The following is a 6,490-nucleotide window of genomic DNA, read 5'->3' on the forward strand; positions in this document are numbered from 1 at the left end:
GGGCGGTATTCTGGCGTTTTAGAGGTGAACAACGTGGAGCTTTTATCTGGCGCTGAGATGGTCGTCCGCTTCTTGCGTGACGAAGGCGTTAAGCACATCTACGGGTACCCTGGTGGTGCTCTCCTGCATGTTTACGACGCCCTGTTCAAAGAACCGGAAGTGGAACACATCCTGGTTCGTCACGAGCAGGCGGCAACCCATATGGCGGACGGCTACGCCCGCGCCACCGGCAAGGCCGGTGTGGTGCTGGTAACCTCCGGCCCAGGCGCGACCAATGCCATTACCGGCATTGCCACGGCCTACATGGACTCGATTCCGATGGTCATCCTGTCCGGCCAGGTGCCTAGCACCATGGTAGGTACCGATGCCTTCCAGGAAACCGACATGATCGGTATCTCGCGGCCGATCGTGAAGCACAGCTTCATGATCAAGAACCCGACCGAGATCCCTGAAGTTCTGAAAAAAGCTTTCTACCTGGCGCAATCCGGTCGCCCAGGTCCAGTCGTGGTCGACATTCCAAAAGACATGACCAACCCGGCTGAGAAGTTCGAGTACGTCTACCCGAAAAAGGTCAAGCTGCGCTCCTATAGCCCAGCGGTCCGTGGCCACTCCGGCCAGATCCGCAAAGCTGCCGAGATGCTTCTGGCTGCCAAGCGCCCGATCGTTTATGCCGGTGGTGGTGTGATTCTCGGCGGTGGCTCCGAAGCCCTGACCGAAATCGCCAAGTCGCTGAACCTGCCCGTCACCAACACCCTGATGGGGCTGGGTTGCTTCCCGGGTACCGATCGCCAGTTCGTTGGCATGCTCGGCATGCATGGCAGCTACACCGCCAACATGGCCATGCACAATGCCGACGTGATCTTCGCCGTCGGTGCGCGCTTTGACGACCGTGTGGTCAACGGCCCGGCCAAGTTCTGCCCGAACGCCAAGATCATCCACGTCGACATCGACCCGGCGTCGATCTCCAAGATGATCAAGGCCGACGTACCGATCGTCGGCCCGGTCGACAGCGTCCTCAGCGAAATGCTCGGCATCCTCAAGGAAATCGGCGAGCAACCTGACAAGGCGGCGCTGGATGCCTGGTGGAAGCAGATCGACGAATGGCGCGGCAATGGCGAACTGTTCCCTTACGACAAGGGCGACGGCAATGTCATCAAGCCGCAGAAAGTCATCGAGACCCTGTGCGAAGTGACCAATGGCGATGCCTTCGTCACCTCCGACGTCGGCCAGCACCAGATGTTCGCGGCCCAGTACTACCGCTTCAACAAGCCGAACCGCTGGATCAACTCCGGTGGCCTGGGCACCATGGGCTTCGGCTTCCCGGCGGCGATGGGCGTCAAGCTCAACTTCCCGGACCAGGACGTGGCCTGTGTGACTGGCGAAGGCAGCATCCAGATGAACATCCAGGAGCTGTCCACCTGCATGCAGTACGGCCTGCCGGTGAAAATCGTCAACCTCAACAACGGTGTGTTGGGTATGGTCCGCCAGTGGCAGGACATGGCCTACAACGGTCGTCACTCGCACTCGTACGTCGAGTCGTTGCCTGACTTCATCAAGCTCGCCGAGGCCTATGGCCATGTGGGTATCCGCATCACCAGCCTGAAGGACCTCAAGCCGAAGCTGGAAGAAGCGTTTGCGATGAAAGACCGCCTGGTATTCATCGACATCGCGGTTGACCGCAGTGAGCACGTCTATCCGATGCAGATCAAGGATGGCTCGATGCGTGACATGTGGCTGAGCAAGACGGAGCGTACCTGATATGCGGCATATCATTTCCCTGCTGCTGGAAAACGAACCCGGTGCTCTGTCCCGTGTGGTCGGCCTGTTCTCCCAGCGCAACTACAACATTGAAAGCCTGACCGTGGCGCCGACCGAAGACCCGACCCTGTCGCGTCTGACGCTGACCACCGTTGGCCATGATGAAGTGATCGAACAGATCACCAAGAACCTGAACAAGCTGGTCGAAGTGGTCAAGCTTGTCGACCTGTCGGAAAGCGCTCACATCGAGCGTGAACTGATGCTGGTCAAGGTCAAGGCCACCGGTGCCCAGCGCGCCGAGATCAAGCGCACCACGGATATCTTCCGTGGCCAGATCGTCGATGTTACCGCCAGCGTGTACACCGTACAGCTGAGCGGCACCAGCGACAAACTGGACAGCTTCATCCAGGCAATCGGCACTGCATCGATTCTCGAAACCGTGCGCAGCGGCGTTACCGGCATTGCCCGTGGCGACAAAGTGCTCAGCATCTAAATTCAAAAATTAGCGATGGCTCCGCAGGGGGCCGAGATATAACCAGGGGTATTTTCATGAAAGTTTTCTACGATAAAGACTGCGACCTTTCCATCATCCAGGGCAAGAAAGTCGCCATCATCGGTTACGGCTCCCAGGGCCACGCTCAGGCGTGCAACCTGAAAGACTCCGGTGTAGACGTTACCGTCGGTCTGCGTAAAGGTTCGGCTACCGTTGCCAAGGCTGAAGCCCACGGCCTGAAAGTTGCCGATGTTGCTACCGCTGTCGCTGCGGCTGACCTGGTGATGATCCTGACCCCGGACGAGTTCCAGGGCACGCTTTACAAGAACGAAATTGAGCCGAACATCAAGAAGGGCGCTACCCTGGCCTTCTCCCACGGCTTCTCGATCCACTACAACCAGGTTGTTCCGCGTGCCGACCTCGACGTGATCATGATCGCGCCGAAAGCCCCGGGCCACACCGTTCGCTCCGAGTTCGTCAAAGGCGGCGGCATCCCTGACCTGATCGCCATCTACCAGGACGCTTCGGGCAACGCCAAGAACGTTGCGCTGTCCTACGCTGCTGGCGTGGGTGGCGGCCGTACCGGCATCATCGAAACTACCTTCAAGGACGAGACCGAAACCGACCTGTTCGGTGAGCAGGCCGTTCTGTGCGGCGGTACCGTCGAGCTGGTCAAAGCCGGTTTCGAGACCCTGGTTGAAGCTGGCTACGCGCCGGAAATGGCCTACTTCGAGTGCCTGCACGAGCTGAAGCTGATCGTTGACCTCATGTACGAAGGCGGTATCGCCAACATGAACTACTCGATCTCCAACAACGCCGAGTATGGTGAGTACGTCACCGGTCCGGAAGTCATCAACGAAGAATCCCGCAAGGCCATGCGCAACGCTCTGAAGCGCATCCAGGACGGCGAGTACGCGAAGATGTTCATCTCCGAAGGTGCTACCAACTACCCATCGATGACCGCCAAGCGTCGTAACAACGCTTCGCACGGCATCGAGATCATCGGTGAGCAACTGCGCTCGATGATGCCTTGGATCTCGGCGAACAAGATCGTCGACAAAGCCAAGAACTAAGTAGTATCGCAACATGAAAAACGCGGCTTCGGCCGCGTTTTTTCGTTCTGGCAGCCAGCTTCTGGTATAAAGCAGACCAGTGGCCTGCCGTTAGAACCTGTTTCGCGGGCCCGTGTCGAACATTTTCCATCCTGTTGCAAGGTACCCTCCATGAGCGAACGTCCCGAAGAGCCGAACAAGCCCTCCGACGCCGAAAGCCTGCTACCTGTCGATGAGCACGTTGAAGAAGGGCATGACGCTGAAGGCCGCAAGGTGCGCCATCGCGGCATTTACCTGCTGCCCAACCTGTTTACCACCGCCAACCTGTTTGCCGGCTTTTATTCCATCATCAGCTCGATGAGCGCGCAGAGCGCCCTCAGTGCCGGTGACCCGCGTGAGGCGAGCAAGTACTTCGCCTTTGCCGCGATCGCCATCTTTGTGGCCATGGTGCTCGATGGCCTGGACGGCCGCGTCGCGCGTATGACGAATACCCAGAGTGCGTTCGGTGCCGAGTACGACTCGCTGTCGGACATGGTTGCCTTCGGCGTGGCCCCGGCCTTGCTGGCGTTCGGCTGGGCGCTGGGCGACATGGGCAAGGTCGGCTGGATGGTCGCCTTCATCTATGTAGCCGGTGCGGCCCTGCGCCTGGCACGCTTCAATACCCAGGTCGGCACCGCCGACAAGCGCTACTTCATCGGCCTGGCCAGCCCGGCTGCCGCGGGTGTGGTGGCAGGTACCGTCTGGGCGTTCAGCGACTACGGTATCCAGGGTTCCAAGCTGTCGTTCCTGGTCGCGCTGCTGGTAGCTGCTGCTGGCATGCTGATGGTCAGCAACATCAAGTACAACAGCTTCAAGGAGCTGGACCTGAAAGGCCGCGTGCCGTTCGTGGCGATCCTGGCCGTGGTGCTGGTGTTTGCCGTGGTGTTCAGCGACCCGCCGCGCATCCTGTTGCTGATCTTCCTTGCCTACGCCGCATCGGGGCCGATCCAGTTCCTGCTCAAGGCGCGCCGGCGCAAAGCGTGAAAATCGCTTAACGCTGGAATAACCTTCCGGCTCCATAGTCATACTGGTACATCCGTTATCCAGTGCTGTGGAGCCGCCCATGCTCATCAAGCTTCCCAGATCCTCCGAGTGCAAGGCATCGGAGATCACCCCCGAAGGCGTCTATCTTTCCCGTCGTACCCTGTTGGGTGGTTCGCTCGCCGGTCTGGCTCTGGGCGCTTTGCCCGGTGTCGGGCATGCGGCCGAAGCCAGCCGTTATGCCGATGTCGAGGCGGGTAAGGCGCCTGGCTGGTTCAGCGAAAAGCTGGCAGCCACCCAGTGGCAGGCAGTAACTGTCAAGGGCGAGGCGATCACGCCGTTCAAGGATGCCACCCACTACAACAACTTCTATGAGTTCGGGCCCGACAAGGGCGACCCGGCGGCCAATGGCGACAGCCTGAAAACCGAGCCGTGGTCGATTGTGGTGGACGGTGAAGTAGGCAAGCCTGGGCGCTATGCGCTTGAAGACTTCGTCAAACCTTATCAGCTTGAAGAGCGTATCTATCGGTTGCGTTGCGTCGAAGCGTGGTCGATGGTCATTCCGTGGCTAGGGTTTCCCTTGGCACACGTGCTCAAGCAGGTCGAGCCGACTGCCAAGGCGCGATATGTGCGTTTCGAAACCTTGAAAGACCCCGAACATATGCCAGGGCAACGCTCTGGGTTTGCTCTGATCGATTGGCCTTATAGAGAAGGGCTGCGTCTGGATGAGGCGATGCACCCGTTGGCTATTCTTGCTGTGGGTATGTATGGCCGGGAACTGCCTAATCAGAATGGGGCGCCGCTGCGCTTGGTGGTGCCATGGAAGTACGGCTTCAAGAGCATCAAGTCGATCGTGCGCATCAGCCTGGTGGCCGAGCAGCCTGGTACTACCTGGGAAGGCCTGGCGCCGGATGAGTATGGCTTCTATGCCAACGTGAACCCGACCGTCGACCACCCACGCTGGAGCCAGGCGCGCGAGCGGCGCTTGCCAAGCGGGTTGTTCAGTCCGAATGTGCGGGAAACACAGATGTTCAATGGCTACGCCGATGAGGTGGCGTCGCTGTATGCGGGGCTTGATCTGCGGAAGAACTATTGATGCGTTATCCCTGGTTTCGCCTGGCCATCTTCATTGTGGGCTGCCTGTTCCCGGTGTGGTGGCTATATGAAGCGGCGATGAACTTGCTGGGGCCTGATCCCGGGAAGATCGTGATGGATCGCCTTGGGCTTGGGGCGCTTACCTTCCTGTTGGTGACCTTGAGCATGACGCCGCTGCAGAAGCTGACGGGCTGGTCCGGCTGGATCGTGGTTCGCCGGCAGCTGGGGTTATGGGTGTTCGCCTATATAGTGCTGCACATGCTGGCTTATCTGTTTTTCATTCTAGGGTTGGATTGGGGTCAGTTGGCGGTGGAGCTGCGCAAGCGCCCCTACATTATTGTGGGCGCGCTGGGGTTCCTGGGTTTGCTGGTGTTGGCAGTCACCTCGAACCGTTACAGCCAACGGCGGCTGGGTACGCGTTGGAAGAAGTTGCACAGGCTGGTATATGCGGTGCTTGGGTTGGGCTTGCTGCATTTCCTGTGGATCGTGCGTTCGGACCTTCGGGAATGGGCGATCTATGCGTTTATTGGGGTTGTGTTGATGGTATTGCGGATACCTGCTGTTGCGCGGGCTCTTCCCAGGGTTGCCAGGAAGCAGGGTAGGGCGGTTTGAGACTGGGGTGGGGCGGCCAAGGTCCTGTCTTTAGATAGCAATGGCTGTAGAGGGTGCCCGCCTTTGTTTCTCTGGCGTCTGTAAGATCGAGCGCCGCCCGCGCGGCGCTCGATCTCACAGGCGCTGAATGTGTTGTGGCGACCACCTGGTAGCCTTGATACGGTCATCCCCCCTGGAATATTTCAAATAAATGAAATTAAAGGTTGACGGCCTTTCGAATCCCCTTATAATGCGCCCCACTTCCAGCGACAACGGAACGACAAACTCCTTGAGATTCAACGAGTTAGGCGATTCGGAAGATGCTGTAAGGGCTACGATCGAATGATCGCCAGTGGTTGAGATGATGGTTGACAGCGCTTTTAAGTGCTGTATGATTCGCCTCCCGCTACGAGAGATCGAAGCGAGTCAAGTGTTTGAAGCTAAACGAGTTTCTCGCAAAAAACTTCAAAATAAACGCTTG

At 58.6% G+C, this 6,490-nt stretch carries 6 protein-coding genes; all 6 read left to right on the top strand.

Features of this window, described 5'->3' with window-relative positions:
* Positions 1-33 precede the first annotated feature (33 nt).
* The 6 genes from DMX11_RS20560 (at position 34) to msrQ (ending at position 6,030) form a co-directional block, all read left to right on the top strand.
* Positions 34-1,758: an acetolactate synthase 3 large subunit gene (locus DMX11_RS20560; protein ID WP_110746234.1), complete on the top strand. Its 1,725-nt coding sequence runs from the start codon at positions 34-36 to the stop codon at positions 1,756-1,758.
* Position 1,759: 1 nt separating this feature from the next.
* Positions 1,760-2,251, top strand: a complete 492-nt coding sequence (gene ilvN / locus DMX11_RS20565) for an acetolactate synthase small subunit (RefSeq protein ID WP_003250040.1) — start codon at positions 1,760-1,762, stop codon at positions 2,249-2,251.
* A 56-nt stretch (positions 2,252-2,307) separates the two neighbouring features.
* A complete protein-coding gene (gene ilvC, locus DMX11_RS20570) occupies positions 2,308-3,324 on the top strand; it encodes a ketol-acid reductoisomerase (protein WP_009685386.1) in 1,017 nt (338 codons plus the stop codon).
* A gap of 150 nt (positions 3,325-3,474) precedes the next feature.
* A complete protein-coding gene (gene pssA, locus DMX11_RS20575; RefSeq protein WP_003250045.1) occupies positions 3,475-4,326 on the top strand; it encodes a CDP-diacylglycerol--serine O-phosphatidyltransferase in 852 nt (283 codons plus the stop codon).
* A gap of 79 nt (positions 4,327-4,405) precedes the next feature.
* Positions 4,406-5,419 carry a protein-methionine-sulfoxide reductase catalytic subunit MsrP gene (gene msrP, locus DMX11_RS20580; protein WP_110746228.1) on the top strand — a complete coding sequence of 338 codons (1,014 nt, stop codon included), beginning with the start codon at positions 4,406-4,408 and terminating at the stop codon, positions 5,417-5,419.
* On the top strand, positions 5,419-6,030 hold the full coding sequence (gene msrQ, locus DMX11_RS20585) for a protein-methionine-sulfoxide reductase heme-binding subunit MsrQ (RefSeq protein WP_110746230.1): 612 nt from the start codon (positions 5,419-5,421) through the stop codon (positions 6,028-6,030). The genes msrP and msrQ overlap by 1 nt, the downstream gene beginning before the upstream one ends.
* Positions 6,031-6,490: the final 460 nt, after the last annotated feature.

It is taken from the genome of Pseudomonas sp. LB-090624 (assembly GCF_003205205.1).
Lineage (GTDB): Bacteria > Pseudomonadota > Gammaproteobacteria > Pseudomonadales > Pseudomonadaceae > Aquipseudomonas.

Excerpts from the sequence above, each read along its gene's own strand:
- pssA (WP_003250045.1), top strand. The coding sequence starts at position 3,475 with ATGAGCGAACGTCCCGAAGAGCCGAACAAGCCCTCCGACGCCGAAAGC.
- msrQ (WP_110746230.1), top strand. The coding sequence starts at position 5,419 with ATGCGTTATCCCTGGTTTCGCCTGGCCATCTTCATTGTGGGCTGCCTG.
- ilvC (WP_009685386.1), top strand. The coding sequence starts at position 2,308 with ATGAAAGTTTTCTACGATAAAGACTGCGACCTTTCCATCATCCAGGGC.
- ilvN (WP_003250040.1), top strand. The coding sequence starts at position 1,760 with ATGCGGCATATCATTTCCCTGCTGCTGGAAAACGAACCCGGTGCTCTG.
- msrP (WP_110746228.1), top strand. The coding sequence starts at position 4,406 with ATGCTCATCAAGCTTCCCAGATCCTCCGAGTGCAAGGCATCGGAGATC.